This window comes from Microthrixaceae bacterium, from assembly GCA_023957975.1.
Classification (GTDB): domain Bacteria; phylum Actinomycetota; class Acidimicrobiia; order Acidimicrobiales; family Microtrichaceae; genus JAMLGM01.
This window is the reverse complement of record JAMLGM010000007.1, coordinates 167,842-194,640: the sequence shown is the minus strand read 5'-3', so window position 1 is coordinate 194,640 and position 26,799 is coordinate 167,842. Positions and strand designations below refer to the sequence as shown.

The following is a 26,799-nucleotide window of genomic DNA, read 5'->3' as shown; positions in this document are numbered from 1 at the left end:
CCCGGGTTCTCGACAACACCTTCCTTCGAACGCACCCCACATGGTCGTCTTCATCCTCCGTCGCCTGATTTCACTGGTGGTCACCCTCCTCGGTGGTTTCACGCTGCTGTTCGTCTTGTTCTTCGCGTTGCCGAGCGACCCGGCGACCAAGATCGCCAGCGGAAGCGGAAAGCCGCCGTCCCCCCAGGTGGTCCAGAACACCAAGGAACGGTTGGGTCTCGACAAGTCGATCCCTCACCAGTACTGGGATCGCCTCACCGAGACCGTCACCCTCTCCGGGGAGAGTTTCAAGACCCGAGAGCCCGTTCGGGACATGGTCAAGACCCGCCTGCCGAACAGCATCCGGCTCGCCACCTGGGCGATGGTGATCGAGATCACCGTCGGCATCGGATTCGGTGTGTTGTCGGCCCGCAAACGCAACTCGATTGCCGACACCCTCACCACGACGGCCGCGGTCATCGCGTCGGCCATACCAGTGTTTGTGCTCGGTTACCTCCTCAAGCAGGTCACCGGCGTATATGCGTTTGAACACGGCTGGCCGGATTGGGCAAGGTTTCCGACGCTCGGGATTGGCCCGAACGAGTGGTACCTCGGCATCATCCCGTCGTTGGGTCAGCTCGAATACCTCATCCAGCCGGCGATCGTGCTCGCCTGCGTGTCGACCGCGATCGTCGCGCGCCTCACGCGCACCACGATGCTCGAGGCACAAAGCGCCGATTACGTGCGCACCGCGCGGGCGAAGGGCCTCGGCGACAAGGTGGTCTCGCGTCGTCACGTGCTGCGCAATGCGTTGATCCCGGTCGTGACCTTCATCGGCGTCGACTTCGGCACCATGGTCGGGATGGCGATCCTCACCGAAACCGTCTTCGACTGGCCCGGGTTGGGTTCGAAGGTGGCGACGGCGGCAGGACAAAGCGACCTGCCGGTCGTGCTGACGCTGTCGATGGTCGTGATGGCGGTATACGGCCTCGCCAACCTGATCGTGGACATCAGTTACGCCAAACTCGACCCGCGGATTCGGCTGGGGGAGGACTCGTGAGCGACATCACGGTGGTCGATCAGGGCGGCACGGCCGACGACGGTGCCCTCGATTCCGATCTGTTGATGGTCGCGGACGCGACGTTGACCCAATCCGGTCCGTCGCGTTCGCTGGCCCAGGACGCCTGGCGGAGGTTCCGACGCAACAAGCTCGCGCTGTTCGGTCTCGCGTTGGTGAGCGTGCTGGTGCTCGTCGCCATCGTCGGTCCGTTCCTCGTGCAGGACCCGACCAAGCTGTCCAAGTTCTACCTCGAAGGGCCGACCAAGCAACACCCGCTCGGCCTCGACGATCGCGGCGGCGATGTGCTGGCCCGCATCGTGCACGGCATCCGGTTGTCGATGGTGATCGGCTTTGTTTCTGCGGCGTTGCAGACGGTGCTGGGCATTGTGATCGGTGCCATTGCCGGCTGGTACGGCCGCTACGTCGATGCGGTCCTCATGCGTTTCGTCGACATCATGTTGGGGATCCCCTACATCATCTTGGCCTACGCCTTCATCACCTTCTTGGGTAAGGGTGTGTTCGCGGTCATCATGACCCTCGCCCTCAGTTCATGGCTGCAGACGTCTCGAACCGTGCGGGCCGGATTCATCCAGGCGAAGAACCTCGAATACGTTGAAGCGGCCCGCGCCCTGGGGGTGTCGAACGCCCGAATCATGATGCGCCACATCCTGCCCAACGTGTTGCAGCCGGTCGTCGTGTTGCTCACGATCGGAATCGGATCCGCCATTCTCGCCGAGGCGGCGCTGAGCTTTCTCGGGGTCGGGGTGCAGCCGCCGCAACAGTCGCTCGGGCTCATGATCAACAACTCCAAGGCGTTCTTCAGCGACGCGCCGTACCTGCTGTTGTTTCCCGGGTTGGCGATCGTGTTGACGGTTCTGGGGTTCATCCTCGTCGGCGACGGGCTGCGCGATGCGCTCGACGTGAAGGACAACTGACATGGCTGGGCCGGAGTCACCGCTGCTCGTGCTCGAGAACCTGACGGTCGGTTTCGAAACCGACGACGGTCTCGTGCAGGCGGTTCGCGGCGTCGATCTCGATGTCGGCGAAGGCGACGTGTTGGCGGTGGTCGGCGAGTCGGGCTCCGGCAAGTCGGTCACCGCACTCAGCGTGTTGGGGCTGCACCCGGCCGGGCGGACACGACTGGGTGGCAGGGTCTTGTGGCGGGGCGAAGACCTCCTCACTGCGAACGACGAGCGGATGCGTCAGGTGCGCGGCGGTGAGATCTCCATGGTGTTCCAGGATCCGCTGACCGCCCTCAACCCCGTGTATTCGGTGGGCGATCAGATCATCGAGATGGTCCGCTCGCACGAGAGCGTCTCGCGTTCTGAGGCCAGAACCCGAGCGATCGAGATGTTGCAACTCGTCGGCATTCCCCAGCCCGACAAGCGTGTCGACAGCTACCCGCACGAGTTCTCCGGAGGCATGCGCCAACGGGCGATGATCGCCATGGCGTTGTCGTGTGAACCGAAGCTGGTCATCGCAGATGAGCCGACAACCGCGCTCGACGTCACCGTGCAGGCCCAGGTGCTCGAGGTGCTGTTGGAGGCGAGTCGACGCCGTGGCGCTGCGATCATGTTGATCACCCACGACCTCGGCGTGGTGGCATCGATGGCCGACAAGGTCGCGGTGATGTACGCGGGCAAGGTGGTGGAGCGGGCAGAGACCGACGAGCTGTTCGCCCGCCCGACCCACCCGTACACGATCGGGCTGTTGGGGTCGTTGCCCCGGGTGGACGCACGCGAGGGCGACACCTTGACCCCGATCGGGGGGCAACCGCCGTCGATGCTGACCCCGCCGTCGGGGTGTGCGTTCCATCCGCGCTGTTCGATCGCTCGGCGCTCGACCGGATGTGCGGACGTGATGCCGGAGTTGACCGAGCTCGCGCCGGCGGGCGGTAGCGGTGGTGGTCACGGTGGTGTTGACGGCGCTGGAGAAGCGGACGCTGCGGCTGCCATGGGTTCGCACCAGGTGGCGTGTCATCGCCGTGATGAGGCGGCGGTCATGATCGAACGAGGTGAGCGATGACCGAACCCTCCACGTCACAGGACGGCGCGGTGGCGCTCGCGGCGTCGGCCCCGTTGCTCGAGACGGTCGACGTCGTCAAGGAGTTCCCGGTGATGGGCGGGTTTATACGCCATCGCGTGGGCACGGTGCACGCGGTCAGCGGCGTGTCGTTGACCCTCGACTCGTCGGAGACCCTCGGCATCGTGGGCGAGTCGGGTTGCGGGAAGTCGACCTTTGGTCGAGTGGTGCTCAATCTGTTGTCGAAGACGAGCGGATCGATCCGGATCGATGGCGTCGACACCGCAACAATCGCCGACAAGGAGCTGCGCCGCCAGGCACAGATGGTGTTTCAGGATCCATATGCGTCGCTGAATCCGCGCATGACGATCGGCGAGGTTCTGGCCGAGCCGTTCCTGGTGCACCAACGAAAGCGCGCCGCGGAGTCCCGCGAGGAGGTCGCCGAACTGCTGCGAACCGTCGGGCTGTCGCCGGAACATGCGAGCCGTTATCCCCATGAGTTTTCGGGTGGTCAGCGTCAGCGCATCGGAATCGCGCGGGCGTTGGCGGTCGCCCCCAAGTTCATCGTGCTCGACGAGCCAGTTTCGGCACTTGATGTGTCGATTCAGGCCGGAATCGTGAACTTGCTCGAACGGCTCCAGGACGAGCGTGGCATCTCCTATCTGTTCATCGCCCACGATCTGTCGGTGGTGCGTCACATCTCGCATCGGGTCGGGGTCATGTACCTCGGCAAGCTCGTCGAGATCGGCACCCAGGAGGAGATCTACGAGCGGCCGCGCCACCCCTACACCCACGCCTTGTTGTCGGCCGTGCCCGTGCCGGACCCGGTTCGGGAACGCACCCGGCGACGCATCGTGTTGGAGGGCGACGTTCCCTCGCCGATCGACCCTCCGTCGGGGTGCCGGTTTCGTACGCGTTGCTGGAAGGCCACCGAACAGTGCGCCACCGAGGAGCCGCCGCTCGTCGCGCCGGCGGGTTCGGTCGATGGCGATGGTCCCGGCGAGGGGGCGGCCCACCGGGTTGCGTGCTGGCACCCGGAGGCGTAACGCCGCACTCGTCGTGGCCGACCGCCGCACTTGCGTCGCACTTGCGTCGCGCTTGCGTCGCGCTTGCGGTTCTGTAGGTAATCGCGGTTGCCATAGCAACCGGAAATACCTACAGAACCTCGCCGGGCGGGTGGTTGCGTGGTCCGGGCGAGCGGGGTCCGTGCAGCTATGCGGTGCGGACCCAGACGAGCGCAAGTTGGGCGATCGACACGTCGGTCTTCTCGAGCGGAATCGCGACCTCGTCGATGAGCGCGGCGGCCTCGTCCCAGCGCAACACGATGGAGCCGACCTCGTCGGCGAGCTGAGCTTCGAGCGCGTCGATATTCGCGAGCTTCTCCTCGACCCGTGCGGCCGCTGCATCTACCCGGTTGTCAGCCCGTTGGGCACGTCCGTGACCCGTGGCTGCGCGGTTGACCGCGGTTCCGATCGACCGGGCACTCTTGCGGCCTCCGAACAGCGAGCCGAGCACGCTCGTGGCCGTGCCCAACATTTCGTTGCGCTTGGAGGTCTGTGCTTCGGCCTCGAGTTGTTCGACCCGACGCTGATCGGTGGCTGCGCCGGTGCGGAGCTTGTCGATTCGCGCTTGGAGCTTGGCCCGCAACTTGTCGGTCTCGGCGTCCGCCGCAGTATCGGCAGCGGCGGCGCAGCGTGCGACGAACTCGTCGCGGGATTCCCCGGGACGGCTGTAGAGCTTCAAGGTCTTGTTGGCGAAGATCGTCGTCGTCTGCGTGCGCACGAGGTGGTCCTTGACGGCCGCCTCCACCCCCGAAAAGAAGGTCTTGTTCTTGATCGGAGCCCCCGGCAACACGAAGACCGTGCCATCGGGCTGGGCGGCGACGAGGTCGCGATCGTCGTAGTCGACGACGTAGGGGCGCGTGACGTCGAGGTTCGCGTCGTTGAGGGGTGCGAGGATCGCCTCCCACTCCTCGGTGTGGTCGAGGCCGGCAGCCGTGTCGTCGAAGGTGAGATTCACCCGCAAGGCGATGCACGCCTGGAGCCGTCGGCCCTCCGGTCGCGTCCCGAGCACGGACGACCAGGGCGCCGCCGGGTCGAGGAACCGCACGGCGATCCCCTCGGCGACGGTCGGCATCACCGGCGATTCATCATCGGCGTGGGCTGGCGTCGGCGACGGCGACGAGACCGAAGCAACGGGCGCAGCGGCGGCCGGCTCAGGGTCAGTCGGCGCCGGGTCAGTCGGCGCCGGGTCAGCCGGCACGGCGGCAGCCGGCGCGGCGGCAGCCGGCGCGGCTGTCGGTGCGTTCTTGAGTTCCGCCATGCCGGGCAGTCGGCCGACCTGATCGCTCGACAACGGGCCGGCCAGATACGACATGGCCCATCGCACCGCGAAGGTCCGCGGCGCCTTGCCCCCGGTGGTGTGTAACAGGAACTCGCGTTTGGCGAGCCCCGAGATCGTGGCGTCGACCGACCGGAGATCGACCGTGCCGGCCGCGCTGCTCATTCCATCGAGCAGTCGGGCCTTGTCGCGCTCGGTCTGCAGGCGCCCCACCATCCATGTGCCCGCATTCGAGATGGCCTTGTAGTCGAGATCGACCGGGTTCTGTGTCGCCAACACCACACCGACCCCGAACGCCCGAGCCTGCTTGAACAGCGTCAGGATGGGCTTTTTCGACGGGGGAGCGGCGGTGGGTGGCACGAACCCGTACACCTCGTCCATGTAGACGAGGACCCGGAGTTTGGGTGAACCTTGTTGTCCGCGCATCCAGCTCACGAGCTTCGACAGGATCCGGGTGACGACCATCTGGCGCGCCTCGTCGGAGAGGTGCGCGAGGTACACCACCGCTGCGTTCGGCGACCCGTCGGGTGCCCACAGCATCGAGTCGATGTCGATGGCCTGCCCTGCCCCCCAGGCGGCGAACGAGGGCGAGGCGAGCAGGCCATTGAGCTTCATCATCAGCGCGGCACGATCGGCTCGGGGAAAGAACGTGTCGATCTCGATCACCCCGAGTTTGCGCATCGGCGGGTCCTGGATCCGCCCGAGCAGGGTGGCGAGATCGAGGGTTTCGCCCGCCGACCAGGCTTGGTGGATGAGGTTGGCGATGAGGACGTGCTCGCGGCCGCTCAGCGGATCCGAGGTGATGTTCACTAGCCCGAGGAGGCCCTGGGTGAGCGCTTCGATCTCGTCGTGAATCGCTTCGTCGTCGATGGCGATGTTGGTCGGCGGTGCGAGCGACCCGACGATGTTGATCGGAACTCCTGCGGTGCTGCCCGGCGTGTACACGCACATGCGATGACCACTTCGAAGTCGCACGATGTCCTCGGTCCCGAGCCCCCAACCGCCGAGTCCCTCGGACCAGGTCGCCGCCACCGCAGCGGCGTCCTCGCCGGATGGCACCCAAGGTGCGAATTCCTCGGGGGCGAGCGACGGGAAGCTCAACAAGAGGTTGCCCATGTCACCCTTCGGATCGAGGATGAGCGTGGGGATGTCGTGTTGCAGCGCCTCCTCCAACAACACGATTCCGAGGCCGGTCTTGCCCGATCCGGTCATGCCGACGATGACCCCGTGGGTGGTCAGGTCGTCGGGATTGATACCCAAGGGCGTCTCGCTGCGTTCGTGAGTAGCCGGGTCGGTGAGCGCACCGACGTACATTCCTTCGGGTCGTGTCGACATGCAGTTGTTCGTAGCAGCTTTCGCCATCCGGTGGCGTACACGACGGCGTGTGTGGGTGATTACGCCCAGTGGAAGCGGCTCGCGTCGCCATCGGGTCCGTCTGGTGAAAGAATCTCATCCGTGGTCGAGCGACACCGTGTCGCGCCACCGACAAGGAGCTGGAAATGGATCTCGGCAAGATCACCGACAAGGCCAAGGATCTTCTCGGCCAGAACGAGGAGAAGATCGAAGACGCCGTCGACAAGGTGGCGGACTTCATCGACGAAAAGACCGGACACAAGCACAGCGACAAGATCGACGGTGCCGTCGACAAGATCAAAGACGTGGTCGGCGAACCGGACCCCAAGCCCGAAGCCTGACCATGTGAGGCCCGTCGAGGCCGCGGGGCTATCGTTTCGACGATGGGTGCCACCTCGGCCTCGACGCCGTCTCCGTCCGGCTTCGCGTCGGCGTCTCGCCGTGCGGGAGCGGTCCGCGGCCCTTCCATGGGCGATCACGCGTTGGCCGATGCTTCGCCAACCGTGCTCTGGCTCGACCGCGAGGATCGCCCCGAGGCGGGCCCCGCACTCGGACAGACGGGAAATGGCGCCGATGACGCGGTCGACCTCGTCATCGTGGGTGGTGGCTACAGCGGTTTGTGGGCAGCGATCCAATCGATGCAGGACGATCCGAACCGCAGCGTCGTCGTCATCGAGTCGGGCCGGATCGCGGAACAGGCCAGCGGGCGCAACGGTGGGTTCTGTTCATCGTCGTTGACCCACGGACTCGACAACGGGGCGAGTCGATTCGGCGAGGATCTCAAGCGCATCGAAGCCGAGGGGCGGGCGAGCTTCGCGGGCATTCGCGACACGATCGAACATCACGGCATCGACTGCGATTGGCACGAGCCCGGACAGCTCACGGTCGCCACCGCTCCATGGCTCGTCGACGACCTCCACGCCAGCGCCGAGCTGTCGCGCAAGCACGGCTACGACATCGACGTGCTCGACGCCGAAGCGACCCGTTCGGAACTCGATTCGCCCACCTATCACGCAGGGTTGTGGCAGCGCGACGGCGAGGCGCTCGTCGACCCGGCCCGGCTCGGTTGGGGACTCGCCGCAGCAGCGAGGTCGCTCGGAGTGCGGATCCATGAGCGCACGACGATGGTCGGCCTCGAACGTCACGGTGCCGGCATGGCGGTGCGAACCGACCGCGGCACCCTGCGCTGCGGGGCGGTCATCTTGGCCACCAACGCGTTCCGGTCGCCGCTGAGACGGATCAACGCCACGGTCGCGCCCGTCTATGACTACGTGTTGGCCACCGAACCCTTGAACGACGACCAGCTCGCCGCGATCGGGTGGGCGAATCGACAAGGGGTGGCCGACACCACGAACCAGTTCCACTACTACCGGCTCGCGGCCGATCGTCGGATCGTGTGGGGCGGCTATGACGCGGTGTACCACTACGGGTCGCGCATCGATCCGGCACTCGACCAACGCGAGTCGACCCACCGGGTGTTGGCGCAGCACTTCTTCGAGACGTTCCCGCAACTCGAGGGGCTTCGTTTCACCCATCGCTGGGGTGGCGTCATCGACACCAGCACGAGGTTCTGCGTGAGCTTCGGTACGGCATTCGACGGTCGGGTCGCCTATGCGGTCGGCTACACGGGACTCGGCGTCGGGGCCACCCGGTTCGGCGCCCGGGTGTGTCTGGACCTGTTGTATCGACCCGACTCGGAACGTTTGTCGCTGTCGCTCGTGCGTAAACGCCCGATCCCGTTTCCGCCGGAGCCGATCCGCTGGGCGGGCATCGAGGTCACTCGGCGAGCGATGGCGCGCGCCGATGCCGCGCACGGCCATCGGGGCCCGTGGCTGCGTCTGCTCGACCGTTTGGGGCTCGGGTTCGATTCCTGAGCGAAACGGAGCCACCGTCTGAAACGGAGCCGCCGTCTGAGACGTGAGGGCGCGTTCATCTTCGCCCGGATCTGCGGACGCGGCGTAGCTTGGTGCCTATGCGTAGTGCCAAGGATTTCTTCAAGCCGCTCGCCGCCGGTGCCCCCCAGCCCGTCACCGAGATCCCGTTCCCGCCGTCGCGGATGATTCACTTCTTCCCCCCGCACCTCGACAAGGTGACCGCGAAGCTGCCGGAGATGGCGACCAAGGTCGACATCCTGCTCGGCAATCTCGAAGACGCCATCCCGGCGGATCAGAAGGAGAACGCCCGCGCCGGGCTCGTGAAGGTCGCCAAGGAGATGGATCTCGGCGACGCGCAACTGTGGACCCGGGTGAACTCGCTCGACTCTCCCTGGGTGCTCGACGACCTCATCACGCTCGTCACCGAAGTGGGCGATCGCCTCGACGTCATCATGATCCCCAAGGTCGAGGGCCCCGAGGACATCCACTACGTCGATCGCCTCCTCGCCCAGCTCGAGGCGCGCGCCGAGTTGACCAAGCCGTTGCTGCTCCACGCCATCTTGGAGACCGCCCGTGGCGTCGCCAACGTCGAGGAGATCGCACTCGCCAGCCCCCGCATGCAGGGCATCTCGCTCGGGCCCGCCGACCTCGCGGCCTCGCGGAGGATGAAGACCACCCGGGTCGGCGGCGGCCACCCCGGATACCTCGTGCGCCAAGACCCGCCTCGCGGCGAGGACGGACCGGTCTACGACGCCGAGCGCTCCTCCTATCAGCAGGACCTGTGGCATTACACGATCTCGCGCATGGTAGATGCCTGCGCGATGGCGGGCATCCTGCCGTTCTACGGGCCCTTCGGCGACATCAAGGACACGGTTGCCTGCGAGGATCAGTTCCGCAACGCGTTCCTGCTCGGCTGCGTCGGAGCATGGTCGCTTCACCCGGTTCAGGTCGACATCGCCAAGAAGGTGTTCTCGCCCTCCAAGGAGGACATCGACCACGCCCTGCACGTCATCGAGGAGATGGGCGACGGCACCGGCGCGGTGATGATCGACGGGAAGATGGAAGACGACGCCTCGGTGAAGCAGTGCCACGTGATGGTCAACCTCGCCAAGATGCTCGCCGCCCGTGACCCCGAGCTCGCCGAGCTCTACGGCTTCTGAGGAGGATCGCGACATGACTGATGTGATCGTTCCACGGCGCTCGGTGCTCTACATGCCCGGCGCCAACGACAAGGCACTCGAGAAGGCCAAAGGTCTTGCGACCGACGCCATCATCTTCGACACCGAGGACTCGGTTGCTCCGGACATGAAAGAGGCGGCGCGGGGCAAGGTCGCCGACGCGGTGCGTTCGGGCGAGTACGGCAAGCGTGAGCTGACCATTCGGGTCAACGGCCTCGACACGCAGTGGTTCGAGGACGACCTTCGTTCGGCGGGCGCGGCGGGTCCCCATGGCGTCGTCGTGCCGAAGGTGAACTCGGCCGCCGACGTTGCGACCATCGAGCGTTTACTCGAATCGGTTGCCGGGGCCGAGAACACGCGTATCTGGGCGATGTTGGAGACCCCGACCGCGGTCGAGAACGCCGTGGAGATCGCGACGGCATCCGAGCGTCTCGCCGTGTTGGTCATGGGGACCAACGACCTCGCCAAGGAGTTGCGCGCCGGGTTGGTGCCGGGGCGTCATCCGCTGTTGTGGGGACTCGGCCGGTGCGTGAACGCGGCGCGATATGCCGGCAAGGTGATCCTCGACGGGGTCTACAACGACGTTCGCAATCCCGAAGGGTTCGCGATCGAGGCCCAGCAGGGTGCCGAGATGGGCTTCGACGGCAAGACCCTCGTGCACCCGAGCCAGGTCGAGCCGTGCAACGAGGCCTTCGCCCCGTCCGAGGACGAGATCGACTACTCGCGGCGCGTCATCGAGGCGTTCGAGGCGGGCATCGCCGAGGGCAAGGGCGTCGTCACCGTCGACGGCAAGATGATCGAGAACCTGCACGTCGACAACGCTCGACGCGCCCTCGCCATCGCCGAGGCGATCGCCGCCCTCAACTCCTGAGGCTCGTCACCTCGCTGCACCCCTCACCCGCCCTGGCCTCACCCGCCCCGACCCTGCCCTCGCCATCTCTCGCTGCACCCCTCACCCGGCCCGACCCTGCCCACAGTTCAACCGTGGGCAAACGGGGCCACCAGCTGGTCGGGGTTGCCCACAGTTCAACTGTGGGCAGGCGAAGTCGGCGGCGCCGGTTGCGTTGCGAGTGTGCCAAACGTTGGTGCGTCGAGGAGCGCAGCCATCGTCGCCCGGACATAGTCCGGCTGGGTGGTGACTTGACGGTGGGTGAAGCGAACGGTGCGGTACCCGTGAATCGCCGCCTGTTGGTCGCGCCATCGGTCGAGTTCGAACGAGGCGGCGCGGCCGTGCCAGCGGCGACCGTCGAGTTCGACGATCAAGCGTGACTTCTCGAAGAGGAAGTCGACCCTGCCCGGCTCGCGTTCCGCCCACGGCGCCGTGGCCTGTGTGGCCACCCGACCCTCGATCAGCGATCGGACCTCGGCGAGGAACGCCCGCTCGAGTGTCGATTCGGTCGGTGGCTCCCCGTCGAGTTCCTCGAGAACCTGTCGTACGCGCGCGGTGCCTTTTCGGCCACGGGTCGCGACTTCGGAGAACGTCTCGGTCAAGGCGCACAACGTCGTTCGCTTTGCGCCGAGCTCGTCGTCGATGACTGCCCTCAGTCGGCCGAGGCTGAGCACTGACCCGAGGTCGATGAGGGTCCGCTCGAGCGTTGTCGTGGCGAACCCCGATCGTTCGGTGAGGTGATGCGGGTGCCAGGTACGTGAGCGTCGCACGGTGACGCCGGGGAGTCGGTGGTTGGCGGTCCACGGTGCCAGGATGACGATCGGCAGGCTTGGGCCGGGCAGGTCGATCCCGGCGAGCCTGGCCGCGCTCGTTTCTGCGAGCACCGACCTGGGGACTGCTGTCAACGCGGCGGTCGCCCAATAGTTCCAGGTTTGTGGCGCACCGGCGATAGCGACGACGTTGTTGTGGAGGCGAATGAGTTGGCCGGAGCTCAGCCGGGCCTTGAGTTGGCGGTCGCTCATCCCGACCGCATCCAAGGCGGAAGGGGTAAGGATGCCGTGGGTGGTGCGGGCAGCAGACGCGAGAAGTCGGTCGTACATCGGGGTCCCTGAGGTCGAAAGCCTGAGGGGGAAGCGGCCACGATGGTAACGGCGACCCGTGACATCGATCGATGGTCATGGGGGTGGGACGGGGTCCGATGCTCGGCTCGGCCTTGCCCACAGTTCAACCGTGGGTGAAACGGGCCGGCAGGTGGCCGAGTTTGCCCACAGTTGAACTGTGGGCGCGGGGAGGGTGGGCGCGGGAAGGGGAGGAGCGAGCGTGAACTGTGGGCAAGGGAGGGCGGGAGGCGGCCAGACTGGTGCGCACCTGAGACCTGTGAGGTGACGAACATGCAGACGCTCAACTACATCGGCGGACAGTTCCGCCCGGCGCGCAGCGGTGAGACGCTTGAGGTGTTGAATCCGGCGACCGGCGAGGCCATCGCCCAGGTCGCGTCCTCGGATGGATCCGATGGCACCGATGCCGTTCAGGCGGCGGCAGCGGCGTTCGATTCGTGGCGGCGCACGACGCCGCGGGAGCGTTTCGAGATGCTCAGTGCGGTGGCCGATGCGATCGAGGCCGACCTCGACGAGCTGAAACGGCTCGAGAGCATGAACGTCGGCAAGCCGGTGTCGATCGTCGACTTCGAGTTCGATCTCACCGTCGACAACTTCCGGTTCTTCGCCGCCGCCTCGCGTTTCGCCGAAGGGCGGGCGGCGGGGGAGTACCTCGAGGATCACACGAGCTTCGTGCGGCGCGACCCCATCGGGGTGGTCGTCGGCATCGCGCCGTGGAATTACCCGCTGAACATGGCGACGTGGAAGATCGGCCCAGCGCTCGCGGCTGGCAACACGATGGTGCTCAAACCGTCCGAACTCACGCCGCTGACCGCGCTTCGCCTCGCCGAGATCACCGCCGACATCCTGCCGCCGGGCGTGTTGAACGTCGTGTGCGGCACCGGGGCGAGCGTCGGATCGGCGCTGGTCAATCACCCCCGCGTCGACATGATCAGCCTCACCGGTGGGGTCGCCACCGGCAAACGCATCGCGGCGGAGGCCGCCGCGAGCCTCAAACGCCTGCATCTCGAACTCGGGGGAAAGGCACCGGTGGTGATCTTCGAGGACGCGGACCTCGACCTCGTCGTCGAGACCCTCACCGAGATGAGCTACTACAACTCCGGCCAGGACTGCACCCAACCGGCCCGCTACCTCGCGGCGGCGTCGATCTACGACGAGTTGGTCGACCGGATGACGGCGGCAGTGGCCGGCCTCGCGACGGGAGATCCGTTCGATCCAGACACTGCGGTGGGGCCGATCGTGAGCGCGGCCCACCAGCAACGGGTTACCGACATGATCGCCAGGGCCAAGGCGGACGGGGCGGCGGTCACCACGGGTGGTGCCGCGATCGACGGTCCCGGGTTCTTCGTCGAACCGGCGGTGATCGCCGCAGCGGCGCAAGACTCCGAGATCATCCAGCGGGAGATCTTCGGCCCGGCGGTGACCATCCAGCGGTTCGGATCCGAGGACGAGGCGTTGGCGATGGCCAACGACTGCGACTACGGGCTGGCGTCATCGGTGTGGACCGGTGACGTCGGCCGGGCGATGCGGTTCAGCCGAGATCTGCACTTCGGTGCGGTGTGGGTGAACGACCACATTCCGATCGTGTCGGAGATGCCCCACGGCGGCTACAAGCAGTCGGGGTACGGCAAGGACATGTCGATCTACGCGGTCGAGCACTACACCGAGTTGAAGCACGTCATGATCCGCCACTGAACCGGCGTCGACCCGTCGGCGAGAACGCCAGGCAAACGAGGCTCCGCTCGGCGGAACCACGGCGATACGCTGACGCGATGAGCTTCGACCCGAACGCATCCGGAACCCCGACGCCCCCTGGGTGGTACCCCGACAGCACCGGAAGTCAGCGCTATTGGGACGGGACGCAGTGGACCGAACACCTCGCGCCGGGGGCACCGCAGCACGGCGGCATGCAGCCCTACGGCGGTGGAGGCGACGACACGACGTTCGCGACGCTCGTTCACATCCTGGCGCTGTTCACGTCGTTCATCGGCCCGCTGATCATCTACCTGGTCAAGGGTGAGGAATCACCGTTCGTGAAGCACCACGCCGCGGAGGCGTTGAACTTCGGTATCACCGTGTTCATCGCGTACGCCGTGTCGGCCGTGCTGATGATCGTGCTGATCGGATTCGTGCTGTTCCCGCTGGTGGCCATCTGGAGCATCGTGATGCCGATCATCGCAGCGCTCGCCGCGAACAAGGGCGAGTGGTACCGCTACCCGCTGACGTTGAGGCTCGTCCCGGGCGGCCGCTAGGCCGGTAGGCCAGCCCCGACGGGCCGACCCCGACGCTCAGCCGCCGAAGCGACGGGTGAGCCAGTCGATCAGCACGGCGTTCACCTCGTCCGGCGATTCCTGTTGCACCCAGTGGCCGGCCTTGGCGATGGTTGCCATCTCGAGGTCGGAGCACACGGACGGCATGTTCTTGGCCAGCGCCGGAGGCAGCGCCGGATCCCACTCGGCCAGGATCATGAGCGTCGGCACGTCGATGACGGTCTTGCCGATCTCGGGGAAGGCCTCGCCGTTGGCGTCGATGTTGCGGTACCAGTTGATACCGCCGCGAAAGCCGGTCCGTTCGAACTCGGCGACGTAGCGGTCGATCTCCTCGGCCGTCGCGATCGGCTTGCCTCCGGGGTCGATGGTCTCGATGTTGATGAACGGGTTCATCGCCGGTCGTTTCGCCTCGCCGCCGCCGGTCGCGGCCGACTTCAGGAAATTCGTCGGGTCCACGCCGCCGCGCATGAGCTTTTCGAACACGAGCCGGCCCCGCGGGTCGAGCACCCGCTCGGCGACGCCGGGCTTTTGGAACCACAACATGTACTGCTTTTCGACGTCGTCGCCGAAGACCATCTTGAGAAACTCGGTGCCAGGAAACGGCGTGTAGGGCGTGCACACCCCGACGATCCCGGCGACGCGTTGTGGATGCAACACCCCCATCGCCCACACCACAAAGCCGCCCCAATCGTGGCCGACGAACACGGCGCGTTCGATGTCGAGCGCGTCGAGTAGGCCGACGAGATCCCCCGTCAGTTGACCCAACCCGTAGGCGCGGATCTCCTCGGGGGCACTCGAGGCCCCATAGCCGCGTTGGTCGGGGGCAATGGCGTGGAACCCGGCGGCGGCGACGGCGGGGAGTTGGTGGCGCCACGAGTACGCCAACTCAGGAAATCCGTGGCTGAACACCACGGCGGGCCCGTCTCCCTGTTCGTGAACCGACAGGGTGATGGAGCCATATGTCGGGTCTTTCACCGTGATGGGGCGTGCTGTGACAAAGGTCATCTTCGATATTTGAGCAGGTCTGAACCCTGGCCGCGGACAAATCGGTGTCGGCGAAGCGGCCGCGGCGCCACCGGCGGCACTCCCAAGCTGATAGAAGAGAGCCATGGCTGCGTCACGATTCGGGCAATCCACCTCCATCGCGGGCGAACGTTGGGCCTTGTCGCTCGGGGTCACCGACGAGGTGCTCAACCTTGCGGCGGCGTTCTACATCGGCGACGGCATCGCGGCGGGCGAATTGAACCGTCGCTTCACCCTGCCCCTGATGGGCGAGGTCGACCTGTCGTTGGCGCTGACGATCACCGGAGTCGAGTTCACCTCCTCGCCCGATCACGACGGCCGCTTGCACGCGTCGATTCGTGCCGCCGGAAGCGTCGATTTCGGAGCGGGCGCGGCCATGCCGGCGCTGCCGGGTAGAGCGCTCGTGCGAGCCGATGTGCTCGTGTCCCCGCGGGTCGAATTGCGTCCCGACGGTCGGTTCGTGGCGGCGCTCGACCTCGAAGGCGCCGAGCTGTTGCGCACGGTGATGGAGGGGATCGAGGGATCTGAGGTCGACCCGGGCACCGCCGCGGTCATGGGCGACATGTTGTTCGCCAGCATCGGCGGCGACATCTTCAGCGGACTTGCGGCACAGATGGGGCGCATCGGCATCGAACTCGAGCCCCATCAGGCCCAACCGCTCGTCGATCTCGGAGTGCGCGCCGCTCCCGGCGATGTGGTGATCGACGAGGGCCACATGACCGTCGGGCTCATCGCGGTCGACAGCGTTGAAGGCCACGCCATCGCACCCCTTCGGCCCGGCCAGGACGTCGTGGTCGGTCTGGCGTCGGGGTCGCTGACCCAGTTGGCCCTTCGCCTGGCCGAGGATTCGCTCGGGGTTCCGCTCCCCTTCGAGGTCGACCTGCAGACCCACAGCTCCGAGGTCGCAGCACGCATCCGTAACCGCCGGCTCACGAGTCTCGGGTTCCTGCCCGACCTGCGCACCGGGGTGCGGGCCTCGGTCGCGGCGCGGCTGCTCGACGACCGCATCGAGCTCAGCCCGCGCGAGGCCTGGGTGGAACTGCCGCTCGTTCCGTCGTTTGTGAACCGGTTCAACCAGGCGCTCGGATCGCTTGCCTCCCTGACGCCGTTTCAGGTGTCGCTGCCGGCGAAGGTGTCGGTGCCGATCGACGACTCGACGACCGTCGCCGTGCGGGCCACCGAGTTGGCGATGCGTCCCGACGGAGTGGTGTGCGTGTTGGAGGCGGACCTGTGAGCAACCCGGAGCCGCAGACACCTTCCGACCTCGACCCCGAGGCGCCGTCGGCGGGCGAAACCAATCAGCCGATCCCTGCCATCCCCGGGGCGTTCAACCTGCGGGAGTTCGGCGGCTATCGGGTCGCCGGGGGAGCGATCCGGCCGGGGTTGCTGTACCGAAGTGACCTCTTGAACCGTGTCGATCCACGTCGGGCGCACGACTGGCTGGGGGTGGCGGGCGTCGCCACGCTGGTCGATCTGCGCACCGAGGCGGAACGCGGCGCGGACGGATTCGTCGAATCGAACAACGACATGGAGTCGATCCACCGGTCGTTGCTCGACGAGGTGTGGAGCTGGCGCGACGAGGACGAGTCCGACTCGGAGTGGTTCCTGCGAGACCGCACCATCTCAATGTACGAGCAGCATTCCGATCGCATCGTCGTCGTGCTTGAGGACCTGGTCGCCCGAGACGGGGCGGCGCTGTTCCACTGCACCGCTGGCAAGGACAGAACCGGGGTCGTCGCCAGCGCGTTGCTGGGGGTACTGGGTGCCTCCGACGAGGTGATCATCGCCGACTATTCCAAGAGCACCGAGGCGATGGTCGGCATCGTGGGCTGGTACCGGGACCGGATGATCGAACAAGCGCGGGCCCAGGGCCTCGATGCGGCGCCGCCCGGGCGCCTCGATGAGGAGGAGATCATTCGCCGAGCCGCCGCTCCGGCGACCATGCGCGGCGTGATCGATGCGTTGAAAGCCCGCCACGGCTCCTTCGAGGGGTGGGCCGTCGATATCGGCGTCGACCGTCGGCTCATCGATGCGCTGCGGGCCAAGTTCGTTCACTGAGGACGATTCGCCATGCCGCTCGCTGCGGCGTCACACCAAGAGGACCCGATGACCGAAACGCTTCCACAGATCGACCTGTTGAACGGATACCTCTATGCAGCCGACCCGACCCCGACGTATCGATGGTTGCGGCATCACGCCCCGGTGTATCGCGACGACATCAACCGCCTGTGGGGGATCAGCCGGTACCACGACATCGTGGAGGTCGAGAAGCGGCCTCGCCGATATTCGAACCGCAACAGCTATCGGCCGATCCCGGTGGGAACCTACGACGACCGTTCGATGATCGGTCTTGACGACCCCGACCATCAGGCTCAACGTCGGCTCGTCGCTCGACGTTTCACGCCCCGGGCCGTGGTCGACCACGACGCGGAGATCACCGAGGTGATCGACGGCCTGATCGACGAAGCGCTCGCCGCCGGGACGGTGGACGCGGTCGAGGCGCTCGCCGCGCCCCTGCCGGCGATGATGATCGCGAAGTACCTCGGCTTCGGCATCGATCGGTGGCGCGAGATCAAGCGATGGTCGACCGACACGATTCAAAACGGCGGCGGGCTCCGGTACATGACCGAACCCGGCATCATCGCGGCGATGGAGTTCGCCGGCGCGTGCGCAGAGCTCATCGCCGACAAACGGGCGAACCCGACCGACGACATGGTCTCGGTGTGGTGCCACACCGAGATCGACGGGGAGCCGATGAGCGACGAGCAGATCATCGCCGAGTGCCTGCTCCTGGTCGACGGCGGCGCCGAAACCACGCGAACGGTGATCGCCCAGACGCTGTGGGACCTGATCGAACACCCCGACCAACTGCTGCGGCTCCGACAGAATCCCGACATGATCGCCGAGACCGCGGTCGAGGAGTTCATCAGGTGGGTCACCCCGATTCTGAATATGGCCCGAGTCGTCACCGAGGACCACGAACTCCACGGACAACAGCTCCGTGAAGGTGATCAGGTGCTGTTGATGTACAGCTCGGCGAACCGCGACGAGGCGGCCTTCGACTCACCCGATGTCTACGACGTCGGCCGCGTCCGCAACCAGCACGTCGCGTTCGGATTCGGCACCCACTTCTGCCTGGGCTCCAGCCTCGCTCGGCTGGAGATCCGCCGGTTCTTCGAGCGGTTCCTCGCTCGGGTGGCGTCGTTCGAAATCGCGGCCGGGACCGCTCCGAACCACATCCCGGGCGCGTTCGTGCGCGGCGTGGACGGCCTCGTGTTGGATCTGCGCTGAACGCCATGGGTCTGGCCGGGCTTCAACCGTGGGCGACCCCAGAGGTCACCGCCGTCAACCGTCTCCCGATGCGTCCGCCGCTCGATCCCCACGACGATCGTGCGGCGGCGTTGAGCGGAGCGGCATCGCCGTGGATCATGTCCCTTGACGGTACCTGGGGATTCCAGCTGCTGGATTCTCCCGACTGGGTGGAAGGGGCCCTCGCTGCACTGGAGACGGGCGAGCCGATGCGCGGCGGCGAACAGATCGAGGTCCCGGGCACCTGGGTCCTGCAGGGCGGAGACGACTTTCGTTTCGGGCGTCCCGCCTACACCAACGTCGTCATGCCGTTCGACGCCGAGCCGCCCCATGTCGCGACCCAGAACCCGACCGGGGTCCACCATCGCAGGTTCCGACTTCCTCGAGGTTGGTCGAAGCGGCGCATCGTGTTCGAGGTCGGCAGCGCCGACAGCTCGCTGCTCGTGTGGGTGAACGGTTCGGTGGTCGCGGCGAGCACCGACAGTCGCCTCAGCGCCTGTTTCGACCTCACCGATCACGTCCGGGCCGGGTACAACGACCTGGCGCTGGTGGTGACGCAGTGGTCGGCGGCCACCTGGATCGAGGACCAGGACCAATGGTGGCTGCCCGGGCTGCATCGCTCGGTGCGCCTGGTCGCCTTTGCCCCGAGGTCGCTCGGCGCGGTGCGTCTGGTGCCGGGATTGCGCGACGACCTGTGCACCGGCACGCTGGCGGTGGACATCGAACTCGACGCCGGCAACGACGTGCCCGACGGCTGGACCGTGGAGGTCGAGGTGTTGGGGGCCCGCCGGCGACGCATCGCCCGCCTGGGACCGCAGACGGTTGCGACCTTCACCCATGGGCACCCCCTCGAGGAGGTCATCTCGGCGATGTTCTGGGAGGGGCCCAGGGTGGTGGGCCTCGTCGAGGTCCCCGACATCGAGCCGTGGTCACACGAATCACCGAGGCTCTATGACGTCGTGGTGACGCTGCGCGACGCCGGCGGCGAGGTGGTCGACCTGCGCCGGCAACGAACCGGGTTTCGATCGGTCGTGGTGGCCGACAACGAGTTGCGAATCAATGGCGCGCCCGTGGTGATCAACGGCGTGAACCGTCACGAGTTCGACCCGACCCGGGGTCGCAGCGTCGACGAGGCCTCCATGCGGCGGGATCTCGAGTTGATGAAGCAGCACCACATCAACGCCGTTCGTTGCGCCCATGCCCCCACCGATCCGCGCTTTGTCGACCTCTGCGACGAGTACGGGGTCTACGTGATCGATGAGGCGAACATCGAATCCCATGGACGTCAGGCCTCGCTGTGCCACGACGACCGCTACACCAACGCCATCGTCGAGCGGGTCCGGCGATTGGTGCAACGCGATCTGAATCATCCGAGTGTGATCGCCTGGTCGCTCGGTAACGAATCGGGTTACGGGGCCGCCCACGACGCGGCGGCTGCCTGGGTTCGTCGCGTCGATCCCAGTCGCCCGCTTCACTACGAGGGCCCGTTGATGCACGACCTGTATGCCGACGCGCCCGTCACCGACATCGTGTGTCCGATGTACACCCCGGTCGAGGACCTCATCGCCTGGGCGAAAACGACCACCGACCGGCGCCGACCGCTGATCCTGTGCGAGTACGGCCACGCGATGGGTGCCGCAGGTGGACACGCCGCATATCAGGAGGCCTTTGAGGCACACCATGGATTGCAGGGCGGGTTCATCTGGGAGTGGTGCGACCACGCGCTGACCCTGCCCGACGGCGGCCCGGGCTATGGCGGTGACTTCGGCGAAGCGGTCCACGACGGCAACTTCTGCTGCGACGGCATCGTCGGTGCCGATCGTCGCGTGCGGCCGCTGCTCACCCACCTTGGACGCCTGTTCGCGCCACTGGCGCTCAAGCGCGGGGGTTCGAGCGGGGCGGACCTGGTGTTGACGAACCGGCGGTGGTTCAGCGACCTCGGCGACGTTCGGGTGCGTTGGTACGTCCTGGGCGATGGTGAGGCGGTGGCCGCGGGTGAATTCGATCCGATCGAATGTGCGCCGCGGGCCTCGGTCGACCTCGATCTGCCGGCGGCCGCGCTTGAGGCGTTCGGAGCACTCGAACCATCCGTCGAGGCGCACCTGCGGGTCGTGGTCGTTCCGAGGAAACGCCCGGCGTGGGCTCCGAGCGGATGGGTCGTGGCGACCTTGCAGGTGCCGCTGCGAAGCGAGTCGGGTGCCGAGTCGGGTGCAGAGTCAGCGGCCGCGTCGGGGGCCGCGTCGGGGGCGGAGTTGTCGTCGGTGTCGCGGTTGCCGTCGCGCCGGTCGGCCGCCGTCGCCGCCGACGCGAAAGCACAGATCGTCGGTGGTCAGGTCGAATTAGTCATCGGCGGTGGCACCTTGATGGCCCCGGAACTGTCGTTGTGGCGTCCGCCGAGCGACAACGACGGCCTGACCGTGGGATGGATGGACGGCTCGGGGGTGCTCGGGCGGTGGCGCGGCTGGGGACTCGACCGGCTCCGAATCATCGAACACTCGGTCGCGGCGCGGCGCGGGTCGATCGTGCGCACGACCCGGTGGCAGGCCGCAGAAGAACTCCAGGCGATCGTCCATCGGCAGGTGATCACCATCGGCGACGGCGCGGTGGCCTTCGCCGAGACCGTCACCGTTCCCAAGGCGATCGAGGAACTCCCGAGGGTGGGAGTCTGCTTCCGACTTCCCGGGGAATTCACCGACCTCACCTGGGTCGGTCCGGGCCCCGAGGAGACCTATCCCGACCGCACGAACGACCTCGTCGGCCGCTGGTCCGGGTCCATCGCCCGCGAGTTCGTGCCCTATGTGTTGCCCCAGGAGTACGGCCATCACCACGACGTGCGGTGGGCGGCGCTGTCGCGACCCGACGGGTCCGGGCTTGCACTGAGCGCTCCGGGCCGGTTCGGCCTCAACGTGTCGCAGTTCTCGGCGCAGGCCGTGACCGCGGCGTTTCACCTTGGCGATCTCGAACCCGATGGCGACGTGTACGTGTATCTCGACGCCCGGCATCGCGGTCTGGGCACCGCGGCGTGCGGCCCCGACACCGCCGAGCGGTTCCGGATCGGACCGGGTACGTTTCGGTGGACCTGGAACATGATGCCGACCGCGCTCGAAGCGGCGCGGCCAACGGAGGGGCGATGACCGTGTCGAGTGAACGAGAACTGACCGAACCCGTCGACCTGTGCGATTCGGCCGGGCACCTCAACCCCGAGGCCATCGGCTGGTCGCGGGTGCCGTTGCACCGAGCGAATCTCCGCGGTGCCTACGGGCGCAAGAAGCGCTGGGACTACTGGTGTTTCATCAACTCCGACCTCTACGTGGCGGTGACCTACGCGGACGTCGACTATCTCGGCATCACGGCGGTGTGGATCCATCAACCCTCCACGGGGTTCACCGCGTCGATCGAGCCCCCGGCGCCGTTCGCCCGCGGATTCGTGCACACCGAACGGAGCGGCGTCGGCACCATGTCGGTGCGCAACGCAGTGCGGCTGGGTAACGGACCGGTCGGCCTGCGCATCGAGGACCGACCGGATGCGACGCTCATCAAGGTGACCGCCGAACGCACGGCGTGGGGGCCACTCGACCTCGACGTCGCGGTCGAGCGACCCGAGGGGCACGAGTCGCTCAACGTCGTCATCCCGTGGTCGCTGCGCCGGTTTCAGTACACCGCGAAGGACAACTCCCGCCGCGTGCGGGGTCACATCTCGATCGGCGATCGTCGATTCGATCTCGGAGCCGAGGGCGACGAGACGACCTGGGGCATCCTCGACGTCGGCCGGGGGTTGTGGCGTTACAACAACCGCTGGAACTGGGCGAGCGGTTCGGGAATCGCGAGCGGGGGAGCGGTGGTCGGACTCCAGTTCGGCGGCAAGTGGACCGAGGGCACCGGGTACAACGAGAACGCCCTGTGCGTGGACGGCCGCCTCCACAAGATCCACAACGAGTTGTCCTGGGACTACGACTGGGACCACCCACTGCGACCGTGGCGGGTGATCGACCCGGTGGGCGGGTTGGTCGAGGCGACCCTCAGCCCCACCCACGACCGGCACAGCAAGGTGTCGATCGGAGTGTTGTCGATGGAGGTCCATCAGGTCTTCGGCACCTGGGCGGGCACGATTACCTCCGAGTCCGGCGACCTCGTTACTTTTGACGCCGTCGTCGGTTTTGCGGAAGAAGCGCGCAACCGGTGGTGACGAAGCGCTGAACGGAGCAGACATGGAAACGGGGTCGAACGGGTGGAACATCGCCGATATCTGGGAGTCGCACGCAGCGGTCGTGCCGAACGCCCCTGCGATTTTCTTCGGCGACGTTGAACTGAGCTGGGCCGACTTCGAGGATCGCGCGGCCCGACTCGCCACCGTGTTCAGCGACGCCGGACTCGCCCGGGACTCGAAGGTCGCGCTGTACCTCTACAACGGCCCCGCCTACCTCGACGCCACCTTCGCTGCATTCAAGCAGCGAATGGTTCCGGTGAACGTGAACTACCGCTACACCGACGCCGAACTGCGGTACCTGCTCGACAACTCCGATGCCGAGGCGATCATGGTCGACACCCGATTCGTCGACAACGTCGCCCGCCTGTTGCCGGAGTTGCCGAAGGTGAAGGTCGTCGTCGAGGTGGACGAGACCGGCCTCGGACCCAACCCCGCCGGCGCGCAGATCCCCAGTCTCATCGCCCACGCCGACGCGGTGACGACCCCGCCCCGGGCGCCACGAATCGAACGCAGTCTCGAGGACCTGTGGTTCCTCTACACCGGTGGCACCACCGGAATGCCCAAGGGCGTCATGTGGCCGCACCGGTCGATCATCGGGGCCGGCGCCACAAACTTTCGGCCCTACGCCACGGGAACCCCCGACTCGATCGAGTTTTTCGCCGAGGTCGCCCGAGCGGCCCATGATGGCGAGCGCGCGCCGCTGCGCCTGTTGCCTGCCGCACCGCTGATGCACGGCACCTCGGCGCTGACCAGCTGGGGAACGCTCAACGCCAGCGGGGCCATCGTGATGCTCACGGGCCACAGCTTCGACGCCGAGGAACTGATCACCACGATCGAACGTCGCGGTGTCACCAACCTCACCATCGTCGGCGACGCGTTCGCCCGGCCCATGCTCGCCGCGCTCGACACCGCCGACGAACGCGGGGAGCCGGTCGACCTGTCGAGCCTGCGACTCGTGGTCAGCTCGGGGGTGATGTGGAGCCAACAGACCAAGGACGCGCTCCTCGCCAGAGCAGACGTCTCATGTGCCGACTTGCTCGGCAGTTCCGAGGGGGTCGGTTTCGCCAATTCGGTCGCCAAACGCAATCGCTCGGCCCCGACCGCCCGTTTCAAGCTCGGCCCCGACGCCCAGGTGTTCGGCGATTCCGGTGCCCCGGTCGTGCCGGGGTCGGGGGAACGGGGCGTGCTGGCGGTCGGCGGGCCGATTCCCGTCGGCTACTACAAGGACGAGGCCAAGACCGCGGAGACGTTTCGCACCTTCGAGGGCCGCGTCTGGTCGGTGCCCGGCGACTTCGCCACGGTCGAAGCCGACGGCACCATCACCCTGCTCGGACGCGGCTCGGTGTGCATCAACACCGCTGGCGAGAAGGTGTTTGTCGAGGAGGTCGAGGAGACCCTGAAACGCCACGAAGCGGTGCTCGACGCCAACGTCATCGGCGTGCCGGACGACAAGTGGGGCAACGCCGTCTGTGCGGTGGTCAGCCTCGGCGACGGAACCGACGGTGACGACGAGACGGCACAAGCGCTCATGGACCACTGCCGTGAAACCCTCGCGGGTTACAAGGTGCCCAAACGCATCGTGTTCGTGCCGACGGTGCAACGCGGCCCCAACGGCAAGGCCGACTACCGCTGGGCGGCATCCGCGGTCTCGGGGTGAAGATTCGTCCGTGGCACGGCGTCTTCGCGATCGTGCTCGCCGCGAGCGCGTTCGCGATCGGCGCCTGTTCCGAGGGTGAACCCGGCGGCGACGGTGGCGCTGGTGGAGGTGGTGAGGCCGGCGGTGTCGCCGACGAGGCCGAGTTTCCCGAATGGATCGATGTCGCCCCGGACTTTCTCGTCGAACGACTCGGCGGCCCGACCTCGGCTCGCGAGTTTCGCGGCCGGCCGTTCAACCAGTCGGCGAGGTCGTTGTCGAACGAGGAGTTTCGTCGCTTCGGTAGCGGGGCGCTGGTCTTCGACCGGCATTTCGTCGCCGAAGATGGGCTCGGCCCGGTGTTCAACGCGGATTCCTGTCTGAGCTGCCACCTCGACGGCGTGGACGACTCCGACGCGGCGACCGTGGACGACGAGGGCGAAACCGTCCAGCGCGAGCAGGGGGGTGCCGGTCGCGGAGGCGATCCGGGACCCGGCCTGTTGTTGCGCCTGTCGGTTCCCGGGGCGTCGGCCGACGGCTCGCCGAACCCGGAGCCGACCTACGGCCTGCAACTCCAGGACCAGGCGGTCGGGCCGGCGAGCGCGGAGGGGACCGTGAAGGTGACCTGGTCCACCGAGACCGTCACCTACCCCGACGGGACCACGGTGGAGTTGCGCCGCCCGAGGTTCGACATCGACGAGTTGTCCTCGGGGCCGCTGGCCGCCGATGCGATGACCTCGCCACGGATCGCCCCCACGATGACCGGCATGGGCCTGCTCGAGGCGATACCCGAGGCCGCCCTGCGCGCGGCTGGCGACCCCGACGACGCCGATGGCGACGGGATCTCCGGACGTGTCAACGAGGTGTGGGACCGCAGCACCGCGACGACGACCGTCGGCCGGTTCGGGTGGAAGGCCGGCCAACCCACGGTGCTGCAACAGAGCGCCGCCGCCCTGCACGACGACATGGGCATGACCAACCGGGTGTTTCCCGCGACGTGTGACAACCAGGGCAGCGCATGCGATCCGACGTCACACGACGACGCGGCGGTCGACCTCGACGACGAACGGCTCGATCTGCAGGTGTTCTACAACCGCACCCTCGCCGTGCCGATCGCCCGCAACCTCGACGACCCAGCGGTGATTCGTGGCGCGAACACCTTCGTCGAGATCGGGTGTTCCTCGTGTCACACGACGACCCAGCGGAGCGGGCCCGACGAGGTGGCCGGCCTCGCGAACGTCGAGTTTCATCCGTTCACCGATCTGTTGTTGCACGACATGGGACCCGGGCTCGCCGACGGCCGACCCGAATTCGGCGCGAGCGGATCGGAGTGGCGCACACCGCCGTTGTGGACCGTCGGCAGACGCGGCGAGGTGACCGGTTTCGAGAATTTCCTGCACGACGGACGGGCCCGGACGATCGAGGAGGCGATCCTGTGGCACGGGGGCGAGGCCGAGGCGGTCCGTGGGCGGTTCATGGCGTTGGCACAACGTCGTCGGCACGACCTGATCGAGTTCATCGGCGCGCTGTGAGCGGTGATCGAGGCTGCAGCGCACCGGTGCTGTGACCCGCTCAGCCGAGCCGCGAGACTGTGGCCATGTTTCCCGATGACTGGTCCGACGACCTGACCAATGCGGTATCGACCGGGCTGCGCCTCGTGGTCATCCTCGTGATCGCCGCCATCGCACGCTGGGTTGCCCACCGCGCCATTTCCAGGGTCACGCGGCGAATGCACGTCAGTCTCGCCGGCGATGGTCTCACCTCGACGTTGGCGGGGACGCTGAGTGGTCCGGCATCGGTCGGGCGCTCCGAGGCTCGTGCCGCCACCATCGAAGCGATGTCGCAGTCCCTCGTCACCTGGGTCCTCGCATCGATCGTCACCCTGTTGGTGTTGGGGGAGTTGGGGATCAACCTGGCTCCGCTGCTCGCGGGCGCAGGAATCGTCGGAATCGCGCTCGGCTTCGGGGCCCAGTCGCTGGTTCGCGACGTGCTGGCCGGATTCTTCATCCTCGTGGAGGACCAGTTCGGGGTCGGCGATGTGATCGACGTCGGAACCGCGAACGGCACGGTCGAGCGCATCTCGCTGAGAAGTACCCAGTTGCGCGATCTCAACGGCACGGTGTGGCACGTCCCCAACGGCACGATCCTCACCGTCGGAAACAAGAGCCAGGGGTGGGCCCGAGCGGTGGTCGAGGTCACCATCGCACTGTCGGCCGATATCGCCGCGGCGCGACGGATCATGATCGAGGTGGCCGAGACGATGGCGCAGGAGGAACGCTGGCGCGATGCCATGGCGCTCGACGCCGGCCCCGACGATCAGGGGGTGTCCGCACTGACCCCGGTGGGCGCGACGTTGCGGATCGTGGTGACCACCGAGCCCAAGTCGCAATGGGCCGTCGAGCGCGAGCTGCGCCAACGCATCAAAGAGGCCTTCGACGCCGCCGGCATCAGCCTGGAGGTCCCCCACATCGCGCCGCCGGTTCTTTAGGCTCGCGAGGTGGCCCAGGTCCGCATTGGACGCGTCGTGGGCAGCCGATGATGCGA

The 26,799-nt window shown here is 67.0% G+C and carries 21 protein-coding genes; 18 read left to right on the top strand and 3 right to left on the bottom strand.

Annotated elements, in window-relative coordinates; translation table 11 throughout:
* Window positions 1-40 precede the first annotated feature (40 nt).
* From M9952_11680 to M9952_11665, 4 genes are all read left to right on the top strand, one after another.
* Window positions 41-1,039: an ABC transporter permease gene (locus M9952_11680; protein ID MCO5313580.1), complete on the top strand. Its 999-nt coding sequence runs from the start codon at window positions 41-43 to the stop codon at window positions 1,037-1,039.
* Complete coding sequence (locus tag M9952_11675) at window positions 1,036-1,974, top strand: ABC transporter permease (GenBank protein MCO5313579.1); 939 nt, start codon at window positions 1,036-1,038, stop codon at window positions 1,972-1,974. The genes M9952_11680 and M9952_11675 overlap by 4 nt, the downstream gene beginning before the upstream one ends.
* A gap of 1 nt (window position 1,975) precedes the next feature.
* Window positions 1,976-3,064, top strand: a complete 1,089-nt coding sequence (locus M9952_11670; protein ID MCO5313578.1) for an ABC transporter ATP-binding protein — start codon at window positions 1,976-1,978, stop codon at window positions 3,062-3,064.
* A gap of 92 nt (window positions 3,065-3,156) precedes the next feature.
* The gene (locus M9952_11665; GenBank protein MCO5313577.1) at window positions 3,157-4,107 is read left to right on the top strand and encodes an ATP-binding cassette domain-containing protein; all 951 of its coding nucleotides are present in this window, start codon (window positions 3,157-3,159) and stop codon (window positions 4,105-4,107) included.
* 166 nt (window positions 4,108-4,273) lie between these two features.
* On the opposite strand, the gene M9952_11660 is transcribed toward M9952_11665, so the two are convergent.
* Window positions 4,274-6,736, bottom strand: a complete 2,463-nt coding sequence (locus M9952_11660) for a DUF87 domain-containing protein (protein ID MCO5313576.1) — start codon at window positions 6,734-6,736, stop codon at window positions 4,274-4,276.
* Between the two features lie 164 nt (window positions 6,737-6,900).
* On the opposite strand from M9952_11660, the gene M9952_11655 reads away from it, so the two are divergent.
* The 4 genes from M9952_11655 (at window position 6,901) to M9952_11640 (ending at window position 10,677) form a co-directional block, all read left to right on the top strand.
* Window positions 6,901-7,095 carry an antitoxin gene (locus tag M9952_11655; protein ID MCO5313575.1) on the top strand — a complete coding sequence of 65 codons (195 nt, stop codon included), beginning with the start codon at window positions 6,901-6,903 and terminating at the stop codon, window positions 7,093-7,095.
* Window positions 7,096-7,137: 42 nt separating this feature from the next.
* Window positions 7,138-8,628 carry an FAD-binding oxidoreductase gene (locus M9952_11650; GenBank protein MCO5313574.1) on the top strand — a complete coding sequence of 497 codons (1,491 nt, stop codon included), beginning with the start codon at window positions 7,138-7,140 and terminating at the stop codon, window positions 8,626-8,628.
* A gap of 98 nt (window positions 8,629-8,726) precedes the next feature.
* Window positions 8,727-9,788 carry a CoA ester lyase gene (locus M9952_11645; protein MCO5313573.1) on the top strand — a complete coding sequence of 354 codons (1,062 nt, stop codon included), beginning with the start codon at window positions 8,727-8,729 and terminating at the stop codon, window positions 9,786-9,788.
* Window positions 9,789-9,801: 13 nt separating this feature from the next.
* A complete protein-coding gene (locus tag M9952_11640) occupies window positions 9,802-10,677 on the top strand; it encodes a CoA ester lyase (GenBank protein MCO5313572.1) in 876 nt (291 codons plus the stop codon).
* A 155-nt stretch (window positions 10,678-10,832) separates the two neighbouring features.
* On the opposite strand, the gene M9952_11635 is transcribed toward M9952_11640, so the two are convergent.
* Window positions 10,833-11,795, bottom strand: coding sequence for an endonuclease domain-containing protein (locus M9952_11635; GenBank protein ID MCO5313571.1), 963 nt, complete (start codon window positions 11,793-11,795; stop codon window positions 10,833-10,835).
* A 291-nt stretch (window positions 11,796-12,086) separates the two neighbouring features.
* Here M9952_11635 and M9952_11630 point away from each other — a divergent pair, with 291 nt between their 5' ends.
* Entirely contained in the window at window positions 12,087-13,508 is a 1,422-nt protein-coding gene (locus M9952_11630; protein MCO5313570.1) for a gamma-aminobutyraldehyde dehydrogenase, read from the top strand.
* A gap of 77 nt (window positions 13,509-13,585) precedes the next feature.
* Window positions 13,586-14,065 (top strand): DUF4870 domain-containing protein, encoded by a 480-nt coding sequence (locus M9952_11625; GenBank protein ID MCO5313569.1) that lies wholly within the window; start codon window positions 13,586-13,588, stop codon window positions 14,063-14,065.
* A 36-nt stretch (window positions 14,066-14,101) separates the two neighbouring features.
* On the opposite strand, the gene M9952_11620 is transcribed toward M9952_11625, so the two are convergent.
* The gene (locus M9952_11620; GenBank protein MCO5313568.1) at window positions 14,102-15,088 is read right to left on the bottom strand and encodes an alpha/beta hydrolase; all 987 of its coding nucleotides are present in this window, start codon (window positions 15,086-15,088) and stop codon (window positions 14,102-14,104) included.
* Window positions 15,089-15,191: 103 nt separating this feature from the next.
* Here M9952_11620 and M9952_11615 point away from each other — a divergent pair, with 103 nt between their 5' ends.
* The 8 genes from M9952_11615 (at window position 15,192) to M9952_11580 (ending at window position 26,743) form a co-directional block, all read left to right on the top strand.
* Window positions 15,192-16,340, top strand: coding sequence for a hypothetical protein (locus M9952_11615; protein ID MCO5313567.1), 1,149 nt, complete (start codon window positions 15,192-15,194; stop codon window positions 16,338-16,340).
* Window positions 16,337-17,164, top strand: coding sequence for a tyrosine-protein phosphatase (locus tag M9952_11610; protein MCO5313566.1), 828 nt, complete (start codon window positions 16,337-16,339; stop codon window positions 17,162-17,164). The genes M9952_11615 and M9952_11610 overlap by 4 nt, the downstream gene beginning before the upstream one ends.
* Before the next feature lie 48 nt (window positions 17,165-17,212).
* Entirely contained in the window at window positions 17,213-18,397 is a 1,185-nt protein-coding gene (locus M9952_11605) for a cytochrome P450 (GenBank protein ID MCO5313565.1), read from the top strand.
* 5 nt (window positions 18,398-18,402) lie between these two features.
* On the top strand, window positions 18,403-21,549 hold the full coding sequence (locus tag M9952_11600; GenBank protein MCO5313564.1) for a DUF4981 domain-containing protein: 3,147 nt from the start codon (window positions 18,403-18,405) through the stop codon (window positions 21,547-21,549).
* Window positions 21,546-22,601, top strand: a complete 1,056-nt coding sequence (locus tag M9952_11595; protein ID MCO5313563.1) for a DUF2804 domain-containing protein — start codon at window positions 21,546-21,548, stop codon at window positions 22,599-22,601. The genes M9952_11600 and M9952_11595 overlap by 4 nt, the downstream gene beginning before the upstream one ends.
* A 22-nt stretch (window positions 22,602-22,623) precedes the next feature.
* Window positions 22,624-24,279 carry an AMP-binding protein gene (locus tag M9952_11590; protein ID MCO5313562.1) on the top strand — a complete coding sequence of 552 codons (1,656 nt, stop codon included), beginning with the start codon at window positions 22,624-22,626 and terminating at the stop codon, window positions 24,277-24,279.
* Window positions 24,276-25,787 carry a thiol oxidoreductase gene (locus tag M9952_11585; GenBank protein MCO5313561.1) on the top strand — a complete coding sequence of 504 codons (1,512 nt, stop codon included), beginning with the start codon at window positions 24,276-24,278 and terminating at the stop codon, window positions 25,785-25,787. The genes M9952_11590 and M9952_11585 overlap by 4 nt, the downstream gene beginning before the upstream one ends.
* A 65-nt stretch (window positions 25,788-25,852) precedes the next feature.
* Window positions 25,853-26,743, top strand: a complete 891-nt coding sequence (locus M9952_11580) for a mechanosensitive ion channel family protein (protein MCO5313560.1) — start codon at window positions 25,853-25,855, stop codon at window positions 26,741-26,743.
* Window positions 26,744-26,799 lie beyond the last annotated feature (56 nt).